The sequence below is a fragment of the Janthinobacterium sp. 67 genome (assembly GCF_002797895.1).
Lineage (GTDB): Bacteria > Pseudomonadota > Gammaproteobacteria > Burkholderiales > Burkholderiaceae_D > Janthinobacterium.
Window position 1 is genome coordinate 1761244 of sequence record NZ_PGES01000001.1, and the last position, 16721, is coordinate 1777964.

A 16721-nucleotide genomic window follows, 5' to 3' on the forward strand; every position below is an offset into this window, starting at 1 on the left:
CTTGCCTAGTCGAGCGTGCGCGCCACCCTGAACCCCACGATATCGTTCGACAGCACGGTTGAAAAGCCGTTCCGCAGGGCCGAGCGCAGGTAGCGCGGGTGGTACAGCCACGAGCCGCCGCGCAGGATGCGCCGGCTGCTGTCGCTGCCCTCTTCCCACGCGCTGCCATCGACGGGCGCGCCTTCGTAATTGTCGTGCACGACGTCCTGCACCCATTCCCACACATTGCCATGCATGTCGAACAGGCCCCAGGAATTCGGCGCGAAAGTGCCCAGCGGCGTCGTGCCGCCCCGGTACACGCCGCGCGGGCCGCCGTTATACACGTACAAGCCATCGTAGTTGGCTTGCTCGGTGCTGATCGTGTCGCCCACATTGAAGGCCGTGCGCGTGCCGGCGCGGCATGCGTATTCCCATTCCGCTTCGCTGGGCAGGCGGTAGTGCCGGCCCGTGCGTTCGCTCATCCACGCCAGGTACAGCTGCGCGTCATTCCAGCTCACGCCCACCACCGGGTGCTGGTCGTTCTGCACGAAGCCGGGATTGTCCCAGTCCGTCTCGGAACCGCCCGCCCAGCCGGTCGCCTTGACGAAGGCGCGCCATTCGCCCACGCTGACGGGGTGGCGCGCCAGCGCAAACGGGCGCTCGATGCCGACCCAATGCTGCGGCATTTCGCGCTCGAGCCACGTCTGCTGCGAGCCGGCCTGGATGGCGGCCTTGTGTTCCGTCTCGTGCGCGCCCATCTGGAAGCGGCCGCTGGGAATCAGTACCAGTTCCGGCCCCTGGCCCGAGCCATCGAGAAAATCGTCGCGCAAGACGCCTTCCGCATTGGGCACCGGTTCCACGTGCTCGGCTTCCGGCGCCGGTGCGGATGCCGGTACCGGGGCAGCGGCTGCCGCGGCGCGGCTGGCCTGTTCCTTGCGCGCGCGTTCCTGCTCGGCGCGATAGGCCGCTTCCGCCTTGGCGACGATGGCCTTGCGCTGCAACTCCTGGTGTTCCTGCAAGGCGGTGGCCGCATCGGCTTCGCGGCGTGCGCGCAGCTGGCCGCGCAGCGCTTCCTTGCGCAGCTTGCGCGCCTCTTCCGCTTCGAAATGGCGCTGCGCCTCCTGTTCGCGGCGCAGTTTGTCCTGGCGCTGCTTTTCCAGCGCGGCGGCCTGGATCTCGGCCTTGCGGCGCTGGTCCAGTTCTTCCTGACGTATCCGGGCCTGCTTGAGTTCTTCCTCGCGGGCCTGTTCGGCGGCCAGCGCCGCTTCCCGTTGTTGCTGCGCCTGCTGCGCCGCGCGCGCCTGCTGCTGGCGCGCCTGTTCCGCCAGTTCTTCGGGCGACGGTCCGGCCGCGCGTTCCAGGCTTTCCAGCAAGGCTTGCACGGATTGGGGCCGCAGTTCCGGCGTCAGCGAAAACCCGTTCTGCAGCACTTGCCATTGCTGCGCGTTGAGCGCTTGCGGCGCCGATGGCAAATGGCTGGCATTGCGCGCATCGTCGAACGGCATGCGCCCTTCGAGCATCTGATAGATCATCACGGCCACGGCATACACGTCCAGGCGCGGGCTGGGCTGGCGCTGGTTGGCGCCGGCCTCGGGCGCCCGGTAACCGTGCGTGCCCGCATTCGGCATGTCCAGCGCCAGGCTGCTGTCCGCATTGCGCACGCGCGTAGCGATGCCGTAGTCGAGCAGCTTGACGTCGCCCTTCGCCGTCAGGAAGACATTGCCCGGCTTGATGTCGCGGTGCACGAGCTTGTGCTTTTCCCACGCATACGACAGGGCGTCGGCCACCGGCTGCAGCAGTTCCTGCACGGTGGACAGGGGCAGCGCGCCCGTGCGCGCCAGATAGTGCTCGAGGTCTTCGCCATCGAGGCATTCCATGATGATGAAATAGCTGGCCGTGGCCGGGTCCTGCGCCCACTCGTAGACGCGGACGATGTTTTCATGCGCGAGTTTGCGCGCCTGGGTCGCTTCCTCGATCAGCAGCTTGGCATGGGTGGCGCTTTGCGTCAGCTGCGGCGGCAAGATCTTCAGCGCCACCATTTCGCTGCTGCCCAGCTCCGCGTGCGTGGCGAGGTCGGTTGCTTGCCACACCTGCCCCATGCCGCCCGTGCCGATCAGCCGCTCGAGCCGGTAGCGGCGGTTTTGCGGGCCGATTTCCTGGCCCGTCATGAAGCCCAGCTCCGTCCCCTGGCGCACGGGCGGCGGCGCGGGCACAGGCGCAACGCCTGGCGGCGCGTACTCGGCGTCGAGAATGGCGTTCTTGCGGCGTTCAAATTCCTGCTCGCTGAGCAGCCCGTCGTCGTGGAGGGCCCGCAGTTCCCGCAGTTTTTCTCGTGCTTTTTGCATCATCTGGGGTAGAACGCTTCCGTCAAGGCTGCAAGGCGACGCCGCAGGCGGCGCAGAATTTATCTTCCGGATGGCCCGCGCGCTGCGCGTGGCCGTTCTTGCAGCGGGCCGGTGCTGCTGCTGCTGCGGCGGCGGCGCCCGGCTGCAGCGCCTGCGCCACGGCCACGCCCAGCTGCGCCTGCGCCGACAGGCCATGCGCGTGGGCCGCGTTCTGCAAGTTGATCAGGTCGAGCTGCTGGCGCCGTTCGCGTTCCGCCTGGCCTTCCAGGTAGTTGCGCTCCTGCGCCACGCTGTCCTGCGCCATGCGCATGGCGTCCAGCGGCGCGACGCTGTTCTCGGCCGCCGCCAGCGCCGCCAGCGCGTGGATCTGCTCGGCGCTCATGCCCGCCTGCAGCTGCGTTTTCAGCACTTGCGCCAGCACGGCCGCATTCTGCCCGGCGGCCATCGCCACCTTGCCCGTGTCGCTCAGCGAACCGATTTTCTCGATGCGGTCGATGTCGATGCGCGCCAGTTCGGCCGCGTGCGCCTGCTGCGCCAGCAGGGCTTCATATTCACCTTTCCAGCGCGCGTAATCGCTTTCGCGCTGCTGCGCCATGGCCAGCAGATCGCGCTGCCATTGCGCTTCCTGTTCCAGCTGGCGCAGCTGCTGGCGCTGTTCCTCGATGGCCAGCGCGTCGAGCTGCGCCAGCTGCGTTTGCTGCTGCAGCTGGCGCGCGTGCACGCCGTCGGCCTCGATGGTGCGCAGCAGCTTTTCCTGCTGCGCGATGGCGTCTTCGCGCGCGCCGCCGCGCCGCAGCGCCGCGACTTTTTCCGCGATTTCCGCCGCCTGCACCTGGGCCGCTTCATCCTTGTGCGCTTCGGCGCGCAGCAGTTCGCGCTGGCGCGCCAGCTGCATCTGGTCTTCCCACTCCTGCACCCGCTCCGCTTCGCGCTTGCGCGCCGCATTCGCCAGCATCAGGCCCTGCCACGCGGCCTGGTGCTGCTCCGCCTCCAGCTGCGCCTCGCGCCGGGCCGCCTCCGCTTCCGCCTGGCGCAGGCGCGCCAGCTGGGTGCGGCGGCCCGTCTCGTCGTCGATCAGCAGCGCGCTTTCCACCTGCTGCGCAATCGACTGCAAGTGCACCTGGTGCGTAAAGCGCTGCTGCGCCAGCTGGATCTGTTCGCGCCCGTGCAGCTGCGACAGTTCCAGCTCGCTGCGCATCTTGATGGCGGCCAGCGCCCGCACGTGTTCCCAGTTGGCCGCTTCGTCGGCCCGCTGCGCCCCTTTTTGCGCCAGTTCCTGTTCCAGCTCGCCCAGCGCCAGCGCGGCGCCATGGTCGAGCGCCTGGCGCCGCGATTTCGCTTCCAGGATGCGGCCATACAGGTCGATCTGGCGCCCGCGCAGCGCTTGCAGGCGCTCCGCTTCCTGGTGGTTCAGTTCCGCCTTTTCCAGCGTCGCATCCTGTTGCAATTCCGCGCGGCGGTGCGCGTGGCGCGCCGCCAGTTCCTCGCGGCGGATGCGCTGCCACTCTTCCTCGTTATACAGCTGGTCGAGCTGTTTCATGCGCTCCAGGCTGTGCTGCTCGAGTTCCTGCGCCGGCAAGCCGCCCAGCCACAGGGTGCCGATGGCCGCATCGCCGTCGCCCGCGCGCTTGTCGTGCCGCAGGCTCAGCGTTTCCACGCGCGCCACGGCCAGGCCGCTGGGCGCCAGGCGCTGCGTCAGGGCCGATTGCAGGCGTTCGTTCAATTCGGGCCGCAAGTCGGCATTCGCGTCCATCTCGCGCAGCGCGCGGCTGCCGATGAATTCCAGCGCGATCTGGCGGACGGACGGCAGCAGCAAGGCGTGCAGGTGGGCGCGCGTGACGGCGCCCGGCGCGCGCATGAACTGGCGCGCGAACGCATCGGGCTGGCCCAGCGCGATGTCCACGCGCAGCGACGCGGCCACGTCCAGCAGCTCCGTGCTGGCCAGGCCGGGCAAGTCGAAGTCCAGGCTGACGGCGTCGGCGCGCGCGATCAGCACTTCGGCCGGGCGCGCCGGCAGTAGCGCGGGCAGTCGCGCGAAGAAGGCGGCGCTGTCGTAGTCGCCAGCCGGTATCAAGGTGAAAGCGTCCGATTGCACGATCCAGGCGCGCGACGCGGCCGGCACCTGCAGGCGCCGCGCGGCGCTGCCGAACAGCGAGGACAGTTCGCGCACGCCAAAGAACAGGGCCAGTTGCCCATCAGCAAGATGCCATTGATTGGCATGCAGCACCGCGTCGCTGTCGGGTGCTCCCAGCGACAAGCCGCATTGCGCGCAATAGCCGGCGGCGGCGCCGTTCTTGTGCTCGCAGCGCGGGCAGCGGGCGCCGCCAAAACCAAACAATTGGAACATGTGTGACTCCTGATGAGAATAATGGTGTGCGCAACACGGCTGCCATGCCGATTCTAGCAGGATAGCCGGGCCTCACTTGCCGCGCACGGCATGGGCATGGCAGTGCGCAGCGTCAGATAATGCCATAGAGCAATTGCATTCATATGCGCGGATACAGGGCTAATTAGGCCTCAATTCAAGCGGTCGCCCGCCAGCGTCGCGCGCAGGCATTTCAGCGCCGTTTTTTTGCAGGCCATCCCGCCAAAACCACGGCTGGTCGCATGCGCATGGCGCGCCGGCCCGCGCATGGCTACAGTGCATGCATACCCACCCGCCACCCGAAAGGAACCATCATGAAAGCCTTGAAAAACATGGAAGCCATCTTCACCATCGCCGTCGCCATCGCCTGCGGCGCCAGCTATGCCAGCTTCATGCAGCCATCGGCGGTCAGGACGGCCGACGTGGTGCAAGCGAACGCCATCCCCGTCGTGGTGGTCAGTGCCAAGCGCCTGACGGAACAGGAAAAGAAAATCTCGCTGATCGAGGAACGGCAAGCCTTGCTGGGCAACGCCACCGCCAGCACCTTGTGAGCCTGCGATGCTGATCCCACGCCGCCTGGCGCGCGTTTGAATCCCGCCGCGCCAGGCCGCCATTTGTATCGGCCACGGATACACGGCCACACAGCATTGTGTCAATTGTAATAAGTTGAATCAAAGGCGATCTGCCCGCCTGCAAGCGCCTATAGTCCATTTCAAGCAATCACCGAAATGGAGCACATCATGAAACCCATCACACTCTACGCAGCAGCCATGCTTGCCATCAGCACCGCGGCTTTCCTGCCTGCGCAAGCGATGGCCCAAGGCCAGGTCGGCGTCAGCATTGTCATCGGCAACGCCCCGCCTCCGCCACGGTTTGAAAGCGTGCCCGCGCCGCGCGCCGGCTATGTCTGGGCGCCAGGCTACTGGAACTGGGATGGCCAGCGCCACGTCTGGACCGACGGCGAATGGCTGCGCGAACGGGGCGGCAACCAGTACCGCCGCGCCGCATGGATACAGGAGAACAACCGCTGGCGCCTGGACCGTGGCGGCTGGGTCGAGGCACAGGTGCTGCCCGTGCGCTATGACGACATCCGCATCGCCCCGCCGCCGCCGCGCCGGGAAGCCATCCCGCGCGCGCGCCACGGCTACGTCTGGGCGCCCGGCCACTGGGAATGGCGCAGCCAGCGCTACGCGTGGACGCCAGGCGTATGGATCGCCGAACGCCCGGGCTACGTGTATGCGCCGCCCGCCTGGAACCAGCGCGACGGCCGCTGGCAGATGGAGCAAGGCCGCTGGTCGCGCGGTCCGAACGGCGACCGTGACCACGACGGCATCCCCAACCGCTATGACCGCGACAATGGCAACCGCCACGACCGCGACGGCGACGGAGTTCCGAACCGCGACGACCGCAGGCCCGACAACCCTCGCCGCTACTAAGTAGCGAACAGCAAGGCTACCCTTCGCGGTGGCCTTGTCATTTTCCCGACACATCCGTGTATTAAAATCGCGCGACGATCAATTACACTGCGCGAGAAAGATTCACGATGGCGATGGAAACTGCCGGTTTTACCTACGGTTCGGATACTTCGGGCCTGGTCTGGGGCTTCCTGTTTGGCCGCGAGGCGCAGCCGCTGGCCCTCGACTCGACGGCCGCGCTGGCCTGGCTGGCCGATGGCGCGGCCAGGCCGGCGCAGGAATTCGTCTGGCTGCATTTCAATCTGTCGCATGCGGCCAGCGAAAAATGGCTGATGGCGCACACGCAGCTGGCCGACGAATTCTATGAAACCCTGCACCAGGGTTCCCGTTCCACGCGCATCGAACAGGCGGAAAACACCCTGATCGCCGTGGTCAACGATGTGGTGCACAATTTCTCGTTCGAGGCGTCCGACATTTCCACCATGTGGGCCAGCGTGGCGCAAGACCTCGTCATCACGGCGCGCCGCGCGCCGCTGCAGTCGATCGAGCGCCTGCGCCAGGCCGTCATCAAGAACCACGAGCCGATCCGCTCATCGGTGGAGCTGCTGATTCATCTGCTGCGCGACCAGGCCGACGTGCTGGTCAACATCGTGCGCGACGCCGTGGCGCGGGTCGACGATATCGAAGACCACTTGCTGGCCGGGCGCCTGGTGCCGAAACGCGAAGACCTGGGCGCCATGCGGCGCGTGCTGGTGCGGCTGCAGCGCCTGCTGGCGCCGGAACCGGCCGCCCTGTTCCGACTGCTGCAACGCCCGCCCGCGTGGGTATCGGAGCTCGACAGCCTGGAATTGCGCCAGTCGACGGAAGAGTTTTCCGTCGTGCTCAGCGACATGTCCTCGCTACAGGAACGCATCAAATTGCTGCAGGAGGAGATCGCCGCCAGCGTCAACGAGGAAAACAGCCGCAGCCTGTTCGTGCTGACCATCGTCACCGTGCTGGCCTTGCCGATCAATATCATCGCCGGCATGCTGGGCATGAACGTGGGGGGGATTCCGCTGGCCCAGCATCCGCAGGGCTTCTGGATCATCGTCGCCATCATCGTCACGTTTACGGTCGTGGCGGGATGGCTGGTGGTGCGCGTGCAACGCAATAGTTCTTAAGCGAAAGCACGGCCTGGCAGGCGAACGGCGGGCGCCGTCCGCCGTGACTGCTTATCGGTGGTATTCGCCAGCCCGTTCAGGCTGGTAAACGATTTCCTCGATCTTGACCTTGACCACGCCGCCGGGCATGGGCCAGGCCATGCTGTCGCCCACGGACAGGCCCAGCAGCGCGCTGCCGACGGGCGCCAGCACGGAAATGCGGTCGGCCGGGCCTTCCACGTCCTTCGGATACACGAGCGTCAGGCAGAATTCCTCCTTGTTTTCCACCGTGAAGCGCACGGTGGAATTCATCGTCACGACGGTCGGCGGGATCTCTTGCGGCTCGAGCACCTCGGCGCGGCCCAGCTCGTCGAGCAAGGCGGCCTTGTCCGGCGACAAGTTGTTACCCAAGGCATACAACAACGCTTCCAGTCGTTCCAGGTCTTGTGACGACAAAATAATTTTTGGTTTTTTTTCCAAGATATCCTCACTATTGATCATCAGGGCGACGTCCGGTTTTGCCGGCGGCTGCTGACTTGGCCGCGGCAGACAAAACAAACAGCATCAGGACGTCCATCATCAGCGGATTATGGACGAACTCGCGGAGCAAGGCCATAGCGTTCTCGCATTCTTCCTTAAAATTTATTAAAATCAATGACTTGCAATGGTCGATATAGACAAAAAGTTAATCTGCACCGCGATAGCCAGCGGCATTGAAGTTATTCTTGCTGGATTTTGTTTACTGTCAGCATTGTTTTAAGAGAAAAAAAACGGCGAGCAAAAAAAGGATTAAAATTCAGCATGAATTATTATTAGAAAGACACGCCCGCCTTTTTCATCTGTCTCGTCGCCCTGCCAGCTGCCACCGGTGCGCGGCATGGGCACTAAATTGCCGCGCGCCCTGTACTTTCACGCTGCAAAATGACAATATGTCGGCCTTAGCAACACTTGGCAACACGTTGAGAGTTCCGGCTCACTTCGGTTTTCATCAGACTGGAACGTAAAGTATGGCAGGGCGAGGCGGCATCACACGGGGCGGCGGCAAGCGGGGCCGGCAGGAGAATGCGTCATGATGGCGCCATTGATGCTGCCCTCGGCGCAATTGCGCGGCGACCGGATAGCCCGGCTGAATTTGCTGGCCGCGGCGGCCATGCTGGCCATGGCCAGCCTGCTGCTGATCCTCTTCCAATTATTTTCCCTCCAGTCATCCTTCCAGCGCAACCTGCACATCCAGGCCGACATGCTGGCGCCCGCCGCCGCCGAGGCCCTGCGCCAGGGCAACCATCTTGCAGCACAACAACTTCTTGCTTCCCTCGCCGCCGCCCCGCACGTCCGACAAGCGCTGCTCTACAACCCGTACGGCGCGCCCTTTGCCCGCTACGCGCGCAGCAGCACCGACGCCGCGCCCGCCGCGCCGCGCAACGGCCTGCACCTTGATTACCTGGACGGCGGCGCCACGATATTGAAAGCCTTGCCCGGCGGCGGTGCGCTGTACCTGCACGCCAGCCTGGCGCCGCTGTACGCCAGCCTGGCCCAATTTGCCGCCTTCACCCTGCTCGTCTGCCTGTGCGCGTTCGGCCTGACGTTCCTGATGGTGCGCCGCACGCGCACCGCCGCCCAGCAGGCGGAAAACCATTTGCATTACCTGGCCCACGTCGACTCCGTCACGCAGCTGCCGAACCGACATGAATTCAACGACGCCCTGGCCTACGCGCTGGCGCGCGCCGACCGCCAGGACAGCAGCGTGGGCCTGCTGCTGCTGGACCTGGACAACTTCAAGGTGGTCAACGATACCCTGGGCCACCACTGCGGCGACCAGCTGCTCAAGCTCGTGTCCGAGCGCCTGGTGGCCATCCTGCGCGGCACCGACATCATCTGCCGCATCGGCGGCGACGAATTCGTCGTCATCGTCGAACCGGCCGACGACAGCTCGGAAATGGCCAGCGTGGCGCGCAAGATCCTCGCCGTGCTGGCCGAACCGTTCGACCTCGAAGGCCACCAGCTGTACGTCAGCGCCAGCATCGGCGTGAGCCTGTATCCGTTCGACGCCCATGACGTGGCCACCCTGACGCGCAATGCCGATACGGCCATGTACCATGCCAAGCACCAGGGCAAGAACCGCTACGCCGTGTTCAAGGCCGAAATGGAATTGCGCGCCCAGCGCCGCCTGCGCATGGAAGCGAACCTGCGCCGCGCGCTGCAAAACGAGGAACTGTATCTGCACTACCAGCCGCAGATCGATTTGCGCAGCGGGCGCATCGTCGGCGTGGAAGCGCTGATACGCTGGAACTGCCGCGAAATGGGCCAGCTGAGCCCAGCCGAATTCATTCCCGTGGCCGAGGAAAGCGGCATCATCGTCGACCTGGGACGCTGGGTGCTGCAAAGCGCCTGCCGCCAGGCGGCCGCCTGGTACAAGGCGGGCCTGCTCGATTCGCTGGAACACGTGGCCGTCAACCTGTCGGCCTGCCAGGCGCGCGACCCGGGCCTGATGGACGATATCCACGCCATCCTGCACGAAACGCAGCTGCCGCATGGCTTGCTGGAGCTGGAAATCACGGAAGGGGTCCTGATGGACAATATCCACGCCAATGTGGAACTGATGCGGCGCCTGCAGGAAGCGGGCATCCACCTGTCGGTCGACGACTTCGGCACCGGCTATTCCTCGATGTCCTACCTGAAGCGCCTGCCGATCGATCAATTGAAGATAGACCGCAGCTTCGTGCGCGACCTGCCCGGCGAGGGCGAAGCCATCGTCACGGCCATCATCGCCATGGCGCACAGCCTGCATCTGAAAGTGGTGGCCGAAGGGGTGGAAACCTTGCGGCAGGTGGAGTTTTTGAGAACGGCGGGCTGCGACAACGTGCAGGGCTTCTTCTTCGCGCGTCCGATGACGGCGGCGCAGCTGACGGCCTTGCTGCTGGAGCGGCGCGACTGGAGTACGCGCACGATTTTGCCGGTGTAGGTCAACTACGCCCCAAGCAAAGGCTGGGGTCAGACCCGGCGGGTCTGACCCCGGTACTTCACCACATCAAGCCAGCTTGGCCGAATGCTCGCGCGTCGCGTGGAACTTCAGCTTCGGCCAGCGCTCTTCCGTCAGGCGCAGGTTCACGCCCGACGTGGCCAGGTAGGCCATGTTGCCGGCCGCATCGTAGGCCACGTTGTGGCCGAGCGCGTTTTCGAAATCCTGCAGGATGCGCTTGTCGTCGCAGCTGACCCAGCGGGCGCTGCTGATGCTCGTGCCTTCGAACACGGCGTCGACGCCATACTCGTTGAGCAGGCGGCTGGCCACCACTTCGAACTGCAGCACGCCGACGGCGCCCAGTACCAGTTCGCCGCCCTGCACCGGCTTGAACACTTGCACCGCGCCCTCTTCGCCCAGCTGCTGCAAGCCCTTGTGCAACTGCTTGATCTTCAGCGGATTACGGATGCGCACGGAGCGGAAGAAGTCCGGCGCGAAGTACGGGATGCCCGTAAACGTCAGCATCTCGCCTTCAGAAAAACTGTCGCCGATCTGCATGTTGCCGTGGTTCGGCAAGCCGATGATGTCGCCCGCGTACGCCTCTTCCACCTGTTCGCGCGACGATGCCATGAACGTCACCACGTTCGACACCTTGATCTCGCGGCCCAGGCGCAAGTGCTTGACCTTCATGCCGCGCTCGAAACGTCCCGAGCACACGCGCAAAAACGCGATGCGGTCGCGGTGGGCCGGGTCCATGTTCGCCTGGATCTTGAAGACGAAACCGGTAAATGGCTGCTCGGTCGGATCGACGGAACGCACAGTGGCGTCGCGCGGGCGCGGCGCCGGGGCCCAGTCGACCAGCGCGGACAGAATCTCGCGCACGCCGAAGTTGTTGATGGCCGAACCGAAGAACACGGGCGTCTGCACGCCGGAGAGGAATTCTTCCAGGTTGAACGGGTTCGATGCGCCATGCACCAGTTCCACTTCCATGCGCAGCTGGTCCATCTCGAGCGGGAACATCTCCTGCAGGCGCGGGTTGTCGATGCCCTTGATGATTTCAAAGGCGCCGTCGGCCTTCTCTTCACCGGCCTTGAACAGCATGATCTCATCGTTCAGCAGGTGGTACACGCCGCGGAAGTTCTTGCCCATGCCGATAGGCCAGGTGACGGGCGCGCACTGGATCTTCAGCACCGATTCAAGTTCGTCGAGCAGGTCCAGCGGATCGCGCGTCTCGCGGTCCATCTTGTTCATGAAGGTGACGATCGGCGTATTGCGCATGCGGCACACGGCCAGCAGCTTGATCGTCTGCGCTTCCACGCCCTTGGCCGCATCGATCACCATCAGCGCCGAGTCGACCGCCGTCAGCACGCGGTAGGTATCTTCCGAGAAGTCCTGGTGGCCCGGGGTGTCGAGCAGGTTGACGACGTGGTCGCGGAATTCGAACTGCATCACCGAGGAAGCGACGGAAATGCCGCGCTGCTTCTCGATCTCCATCCAGTCCGACGTCGCGTGGCGGCCCGATTTGCGCGCCTTGACGGTACCGGCCATCTGGATCGCGCCCGAGAACAGCAGCAGTTTTTCCGTCAGGGTGGTCTTGCCCGCATCCGGGTGGGAAATGATGCCGAAGGTGCGGCGGCGCTGCACTTCGCGCGCGATCACGGCCGGCGCCTTGCTGCTCGCCGGCGCTGCTGCGCTGTCCGCGCTGTCGCTGGAATCGGGGGTGTTGATGTCGTTCTCGTTGGCCATATTGGTGACCATAATATGGCCCTCGCAAAAAACCCTCGATTTTACAGAAGGATCGGCCTTCCGTGTGAACTGCTTCACTCTGGCGAACGGCAAAATTGGCCACTTCATCAAGGGGTCACAATCCACAGGCAACATTGCACTGCAGAAATGTTGCCACTCTTCCCTGGAAACCCGATGAAAATCCTCCTCACTCCCGCCATCCGACTCATGCAGCGTTTGCGCCTGCTGCCCAAATTCATGCTTGTCAGCCTGGTCTTCCTGCTGCCTTTGGCGCTGGCGACCACCCTGCTGATCTCGGAGCTGGGCAAATCGCTGGCCCAGGCGCAGGACGCGCAGCGTGGCGTGGCCTATGTGCGCCAGTTGCAGCAAGGCACGCGCCTGCTGCAGCAGCGGCGCGGCCTCGAACATTTGCGCCTGAGCGGCAAGGCGGGCATGGACAATACGGCCCTGAACGCGCGCATCACGGCCGCGCTGGCGGCCCTGGCGCGCCTGCCGGCGGGCGCCGGCCTGCCGCAGGCGGTGGCGCTGAACAAGCAGTGGCAAGCCCTGCTGGGCCGCCAGGCCGGCGTCGCGGCGCGCGACAGTTACGCGGCGCACACGGCGCTGCTGCGCCAGGCGGCCAAACTGGGCCAGCTGGTGGCCGACCGCTCGCACCTGAGCCTGGACCCGGACGCGGGCGCCAACCACCTGAGCGCCGCCTTCACGGCCACCCTGCCCGACCTGGCCGAAAGCCTGTCGGACATCGCCGGGCGCGGCGCCGCCTACATCGACACGGGCCTGTTCGAAGCGAATGAAGATCAACTGGTCAACGCCAACGCCCTGATCGCGCGCCACGAACTGGAACGCCTGCCGGCCCGCTTCGACGAAATCCTCGCCGCCAGGCCGGAGCTGCGCGCCAGCGTGCAGCCGGCCCTGAAAGCCGTGCCGGTCGCGCTGGCCTTTCTCGAACGCACGAAAAACGAAGTGACGAATTCCTACGACCAGACGTCGGGTGCGCAATTCCACGCGGCCGGCATGCAGGCGATCGACGCCCTGCACGCGCTCTCCGGCGCTTCCGCCAGCGCCCTGGACGATTTGCTGGCGCAACGCATCGCCCGCGACGAGGCGCGCCGCGGCCTGATCCTGGCGGCCATGCTGCTGGTGCTGCTGGCCGCCGCCTACCTGTGCGCGGGCTTCTATGCCGCATTCGCGCGCGACGTGACGCAATTGCGCGTGGCAGTCGGCGCGGCGGCGGCGGGCGACCTGTCGCAGCGCATCACCTCGCAGGCGCACGACGAGATCGGCGACCTGGTGCGCGACTTCGGCGCCATGACGCACGGCCTGGCCACCCTGGTACAGGAAATCCGCGGCGGCGCGGCCGTCATCGCGGCGGCCGGCGCCGATATCGCCCAGGGCAACGCCGCCCTGTCCGGCCACACGGCCACGCAGGCCGATGCGCTGGGCGCCACCGTGGACTCGATGCGCGAGCTGACGGCCACCGTCGGCCGCAACGAAGCCCACGTAGGACAGGGACGCACGCTGGTGGCGACAGCGGCCGACGTAGCCCTGCGCGGCGGCCAGACCGTGGGCGCCGTCGTCGACACCATGGCCTCGATCAAGGCCAGCTCGCACAAGATCGTCGACATCATCGGCGTCATCAACGGCATCGCCTTCCAGACGAATATCCTGGCCCTGAACGCGGCCGTCGAAGCGGCCAGGGCCGGCGAGCAAGGGCGCGGCTTTGCCGTCGTCGCATCGGAAGTGCGCAGCCTGGCGCAGCGCTCGAACGAGGCGGCGCTGGAAATCAAGCGCCTGATCGGCGATTCCGTCGCCACCGTGGATGCGGGCGGCGACCTCGTCAATGCCGCCGGCAGCACCATGCGCCAGGTCGTCGACGCCGTGCAGCAGGTGGCCGTGGTGATCGGACGCATCAGCAGCGCCGGCGCCGAGCAGAATGGCGAGATCGCCCGCATCAACCAGGCGCTGGCGCAAATCGACGACATGACGCGCCAGAACGCGGGCCTCGTCGATGAAGCGCGCGCCGGTTCGCAGCGCCTGCACCAGGAAGGCGAGGCGCTGACGCAGGCCGTCAGCCGCTTCCGCCTGGGGGAACACGAGGCGCCTGCCACGCGCCCGGCATCGGCCGCGACCGTGCGCGACGGCTTGCCCAGCGTGCGGCCGGCAGGCCTGTGGAGCGCCAATAAACCGCGCGTCATATCACAAAATCGCGCGGAACGGCGCAAGGCTAGCTAGTCAAAAGTGTGAACGTAGGACAAGGACTACAAATCCGCCTCAAAATAGACTACAAAGTGGCGACTGCTAATCTTATGTTCGCCACTTACATAAGCTTTTAAAGTAGCTACATCGCGATCTGCACCGCGCGGTCGAAAAAAAGCCGTGACCACATGGATATGGCAACTTTTTTTGACCAGCAACGCGGCAGTCGCACTCCGATGTAAAAAGCCTGTGAGGAATACTATGAACCATACTCAACTTAGCACCCCGGTCCAGAAGAATCAGTTGCTGCCGCGCGCCATGCCGGCGGCCGGACGGGAAATCAAGCTTGCGTCGCGGGTTAGCCTCAGCAGTGCCCAACAAAATGAATTGCTGGCCGCCCTGCCGCGCGCCGCGCTCGAATCGCTGTTCGAAGACCTGGAACTGGTGGAACTGCCTTTCGGCAAGGAACTGTACGCCTACGGCAACAACCTCGAATACAGCTACTTCCCTACCACCGCCATCATTTCGCTGCTGTACGTGATGGAAGATGGCGCCACGACGGAAATCGCCGTCGTCGGCCATGAAGGCGTGGCCGGTGCCTCGCTGCTGGCAGGCGAGCGCGCCATGTGCACGGCTGTCGTGCAAAGCGCCGGCTACGGTTACCGCCTGAAAACGCAAAGCTTGCGCGACGCCTTCAATCAGGGCGGCGCCCTGCCCCAGCTGCTGATGCGCTACACCAACGCCCTGTTTGCGCAAATGGCGCAGAACGCCGTCGGCGGCCGCCACAGCTCGATCGAGCAAAAGCTGTGCCGCTGGCTGCTGGATCGCCTGGACCGTTCGCCATCGAACGAATTGAAAGTCACGCAAGAGCTGATCTCGATCATGCTGGGCGTGCGCCGCGAAAGCATCACGGCCGCCGCTGGCAAGCTGCAGGAAGAAGGCTTGATCCACTATCGCCGCGGCAATATCACGGTGCTGGACCGCGCCGGCCTGGAATGCTATGCGGGCGAATGCTACAAGGTCGCCAAGACGGAATATGACCGCTTGCTGCGCGACGTCTCACGCTGCTGATCCGCAAGATACATAAAAAAATGGCCAGGCTGCATGCCTGGCCATTTTTTTGCGTCAACTTACCTTACGCCTCGGCATCCGCATCGATGTCTTCCGGTTCCGGCGTCAGCGGCAAAGGAATCACGGCTTCCACGCATGTCCCCTTGCCTTCCGGTCCCGCGCGCACGGTAAGGGTGCCGCCCAGCAGCAAGGCCCGCTCGCGCATGCCCAGCAAGCCGTGCGACATCGGTTTTTGCAGCGCAGCTTCCGTGATGCCGATGCCGTCGTCGATCACGCGCAGCACCAGGCCTTGTTCATTGCGTTTCAAGGTCACGCTGACCATGCCGGCGCGCGCATATTTCATGATATTCGTCAGCGATTCCTGCACGATACGGAACAGGGCAATCGTCAGGGTTGCTTCGCGGTTATCGATATTGATGGCCACGTCCGTTTCGCAGCGAACCGAGCTCATGCGCGCAAAATCCTCGCAATAGCTTTCGATGGCGGCGCACAGGCCCAGGTTGTCCAGCAGGCTGGGGCGCAAATCCTCGACGATGCGGCGCTTGAGTTCCACCGTTTCCAGCAAGGTGGCCTTGGCGCGGCGCAATTGCGCGGCCAGTTCCGGCTGCGTGTGCGCCAGTTGCTGCGTGACGGCGCCCAGGTCCATGCTGATCGACGTCAGGTTGGCGCCCAGCTCATCGTGCAACTCGCGCGCCAGGCGCGCTTTTTCCACTTCGTTGACGCTGATCAAATGGCGCGACAGCACGGATAGCTGCTCGGTACGCTTGCTGACCGTCGATTCCAGGGTGTCATTGGCATTTTGCAAGGCATACTCGACGGCCGCGCGGTTCTGGAAGCTGCGCCGCACCAGCTGGTAAAACATGATCAGCACAAGGATGGCCAGGGCATTGATGCCGATGCCGAGCAGCACGGCTTTCTGGTACTCGTGGTAAAAGGCGGCGCTGCCGGTCGACAGCGCTTCATTCTGTTCGCGCGTCATGATTACCACCTGCAGGCGGATCTCGTCCATGGTGGCGCGGTCATCGGTGACGCGGGAAATGTTGACGATCTCGGCCAACCCGCCCTGCTTGTAGACGTCGATCGATTGTTGCAACATCGACATCTTGCGACGGATCAGGCTTTTCAGCTGGCCCAGGTTTTTCAGCTGGGTGGGACTGCCCGCAAGCAAGGTTTGCAGCTCGTTGAATTCGTTCTCGATTTCCGTGGTGGCCGTCTTCGAGGGTCCCAGGTAGGTTTCGGAGCCGGAAATGAAATAGCCGCGCAAGCTGCTTTCCGCATCGAGCACGAGCACGTTCAAGTACTGCAGGCGGTCGGCCACGCGGGCGCTCTGGCTGAGCAAGGCATTCGTGCCCTTCAGCGACTGCAGGTTATGATAAAGACTGAAACCATTGAGTACAAGCAGCAAGGCGCACGTCACGCACAGGATCGTCTTGTAGAGGGGCAGGCGGTGATTCGGGGCCGGTTCAGCGGTGAAATACATCCTGGTGTGCATCCTTAGCAAGGTTC

At 64.7% G+C, this 16721-nt stretch carries 12 protein-coding genes; 6 read left to right on the plus strand and 6 right to left on the minus strand.

Features of this window, described 5'->3' with window-relative positions:
* Window positions 1-5: 5 nt before the first annotated feature.
* Together CLU90_RS07865 and CLU90_RS07870 are read right to left on the minus strand one after the other, a co-directional pair.
* A complete protein-coding gene (locus CLU90_RS07865) occupies window positions 6-2327 on the minus strand; it encodes an SUMF1/EgtB/PvdO family nonheme iron enzyme (RefSeq protein ID WP_100427629.1) in 2322 nt (773 codons plus the stop codon).
* Window positions 2328-2346: 19 nt separating this feature from the next.
* Window positions 2347-4671, minus strand: a complete 2325-nt coding sequence (locus CLU90_RS07870) for a hypothetical protein (protein WP_100427630.1) — start codon at window positions 4669-4671, stop codon at window positions 2347-2349.
* Between the two features lie 332 nt (window positions 4672-5003).
* Between CLU90_RS07870 and CLU90_RS07875 the strand changes: the two genes are divergently transcribed.
* The 3 genes from CLU90_RS07875 to CLU90_RS07885 all read left to right on the plus strand — a co-directional run bounded on the left by CLU90_RS07875 (window position 5004) and on the right by CLU90_RS07885 (window position 7264).
* Window positions 5004-5240 (plus strand): hypothetical protein, encoded by a 237-nt coding sequence (locus tag CLU90_RS07875; RefSeq protein WP_100427631.1) that lies wholly within the window; start codon window positions 5004-5006, stop codon window positions 5238-5240.
* A 189-nt stretch (window positions 5241-5429) separates the two neighbouring features.
* The gene (locus CLU90_RS30175; protein WP_332870859.1) at window positions 5430-6125 is read left to right on the plus strand and encodes a YXWGXW repeat-containing protein; all 696 of its coding nucleotides are present in this window, start codon (window positions 5430-5432) and stop codon (window positions 6123-6125) included.
* A gap of 107 nt (window positions 6126-6232) precedes the next feature.
* A complete protein-coding gene (locus CLU90_RS07885; RefSeq protein ID WP_198511170.1) occupies window positions 6233-7264 on the plus strand; it encodes a transporter in 1032 nt (343 codons plus the stop codon).
* A 51-nt stretch (window positions 7265-7315) separates the two neighbouring features.
* Here the strand turns inward: CLU90_RS07885 and rnk are convergent, their stop codons facing one another.
* Together rnk and CLU90_RS30110 are read right to left on the minus strand one after the other, a co-directional pair.
* Window positions 7316-7723 carry a nucleoside diphosphate kinase regulator gene (rnk, locus tag CLU90_RS07890; RefSeq protein ID WP_198511171.1) on the minus strand — a complete coding sequence of 136 codons (408 nt, stop codon included), beginning with the start codon at window positions 7721-7723 and terminating at the stop codon, window positions 7316-7318.
* A 10-nt stretch (window positions 7724-7733) separates the two neighbouring features.
* The gene (locus CLU90_RS30110) at window positions 7734-7859 is read right to left on the minus strand and encodes a hypothetical protein (protein ID WP_269799991.1); all 126 of its coding nucleotides are present in this window, start codon (window positions 7857-7859) and stop codon (window positions 7734-7736) included.
* Between the two features lie 453 nt (window positions 7860-8312).
* Here CLU90_RS30110 and CLU90_RS07895 point away from each other — a divergent pair, with 453 nt between their 5' ends.
* On the plus strand, window positions 8313-10205 hold the full coding sequence (locus tag CLU90_RS07895; protein ID WP_100427633.1) for a putative bifunctional diguanylate cyclase/phosphodiesterase: 1893 nt from the start codon (window positions 8313-8315) through the stop codon (window positions 10203-10205).
* A gap of 66 nt (window positions 10206-10271) precedes the next feature.
* Here the strand turns inward: CLU90_RS07895 and CLU90_RS07900 are convergent, their stop codons facing one another.
* Window positions 10272-11948 carry a peptide chain release factor 3 gene (locus tag CLU90_RS07900; RefSeq protein ID WP_092714743.1) on the minus strand — a complete coding sequence of 559 codons (1677 nt, stop codon included), beginning with the start codon at window positions 11946-11948 and terminating at the stop codon, window positions 10272-10274.
* A gap of 174 nt (window positions 11949-12122) precedes the next feature.
* On the opposite strand from CLU90_RS07900, the gene CLU90_RS07905 reads away from it, so the two are divergent.
* Window positions 12123-14180 carry a methyl-accepting chemotaxis protein gene (locus CLU90_RS07905; RefSeq protein WP_100427634.1) on the plus strand — a complete coding sequence of 686 codons (2058 nt, stop codon included), beginning with the start codon at window positions 12123-12125 and terminating at the stop codon, window positions 14178-14180.
* 225 nt (window positions 14181-14405) lie between these two features.
* Window positions 14406-15215, plus strand: a complete 810-nt coding sequence (locus CLU90_RS07910; protein WP_076571666.1) for a Crp/Fnr family transcriptional regulator — start codon at window positions 14406-14408, stop codon at window positions 15213-15215.
* 64 nt (window positions 15216-15279) lie between these two features.
* Here the strand turns inward: CLU90_RS07910 and CLU90_RS07915 are convergent, their stop codons facing one another.
* Window positions 15280-16695, minus strand: coding sequence for a sensor histidine kinase (locus CLU90_RS07915; RefSeq protein ID WP_092714531.1), 1416 nt, complete (start codon window positions 16693-16695; stop codon window positions 15280-15282).
* Between the last annotated feature and the right edge of the window lie 26 nt (window positions 16696-16721).